This window comes from Cyanobacterium sp. T60_A2020_053 (assembly GCA_015272165.1).
In the GTDB taxonomy this organism is placed as follows: domain Bacteria; phylum Cyanobacteriota; class Cyanobacteriia; order Cyanobacteriales; family Cyanobacteriaceae; genus Cyanobacterium.
The window spans coordinates 1-1211 of record JACYMF010000093.1; the positions used below are offsets into that span (position 1 = coordinate 1).

At 34.2% G+C, this 1211-nt stretch carries 1 protein-coding gene; it reads left to right on the forward strand.

Going from position 1 to position 1211, the window contains the following annotated elements:
* Window positions 1–136 precede the first annotated feature (136 nt).
* Complete coding sequence (gene truB, locus IGQ45_12810; GenBank protein ID MBF2058060.1) at window positions 137–1027, forward strand: tRNA pseudouridine(55) synthase TruB; 891 nt, start codon at window positions 137–139, stop codon at window positions 1025–1027.
* The last annotated feature ends 184 nt before the right edge of the window (window positions 1028–1211 follow it).

Consider the following 1211-nt stretch of genomic DNA (forward strand, 5'->3'; position numbering starts at 1 on the left):
CCAATCCCACGTTTCAGGTATTTCAACCTTAACTTTTGGACTGAACGAATCGCACATACTACTTATATTATATAGTATGAGTTTTCTTCATATTTTTTCCCCCTTTACAGTTTGTTAGTCAAAACTAACTCAATAAATGAACGGATTTATAAACTTAAATAAACCGAAAGGTTTAACATCTCATGATTGTGTAGCCAAATTAAGAAAAATTTTACACACCAAAAAAATCGGGCATGGAGGAACATTAGATCCTCTTGCCACGGGGGTTTTACCCGTAGCAGTGGGTAAAGCTACTCGGTTATTACAATTTTTACCTAGTAAAAAAGCCTATCGTGCCAAAATTCGTTTTGGTGTTACCACAACTACCGATGACTTGGAAGGAGATATTATCGCCACGGGTGACACGAAAGGATTAAATCTAGCCATGATTGAGCCATATTTACCCGAATTTATCGGTAAAATATCCCAAACTCCACCCATTTACAGCGCCCTCAAGCGTGACGGGAAAAAACTATATGAGTTAGCGAGAAAAGGTGAAGATGTTGATATTCCTAGTCGTATCATTGAAATTTTTGATTTGAAAATTGTGGCATGGCAAAACGGTGATTTTCCCGAATTGGATTTGGACGTAGTTTGTGGTGCTGGTACATATATACGGGCGCTGGCTCGTGATTTGGGTTGTCGTCTTGGTTGTGGTGCAACTTTAGCAGGTTTAAAAAGGACTATGAGTTGTAATTTGTTATTAGATAATAGCGTTAGTTTAGAAGATTTACAGCAACAAAAAGAAGAGGGAAATTTAGCATTAATTCCTATGGATAAATTATTAAGTAATTTAGACACAATTGATCTTAATCAAGAAGATAGTCAAAAATGGTGTTGGGGTCAAAAACTTGTTTGCGAAAAATTAGATACAAAGCAATTTTATCTTACTTATAATCAAGATCAAGAATTTTTAGGTATCAGTGAAATTAGAGAAGAAAATCAACAACAATTAATTAAACCAAAAGTAGGTATTAGCGAAGTCTAATTAATGGCTTTTTGTAACTTTTAGATTAATTTATAAACTTCACTATTTTCAAAGCTACGACAAAAATATTCAGGAGATAATTTTTCTCTGGCGTTGCATTTTTATGGGATGATTTATAATGAAGGAAAGAGTTTTATGACAGGAGTAGTAAAAAGAAGAAATGGAACTTAACTGCCCAAAATGT

Coding starts and splice junctions, on each gene's coding strand:
- truB (MBF2058060.1), top strand. CDS start 137: ATGAACGGATTTATAAACTTAAATAAACCGAAAGGTTTAACATCTCAT.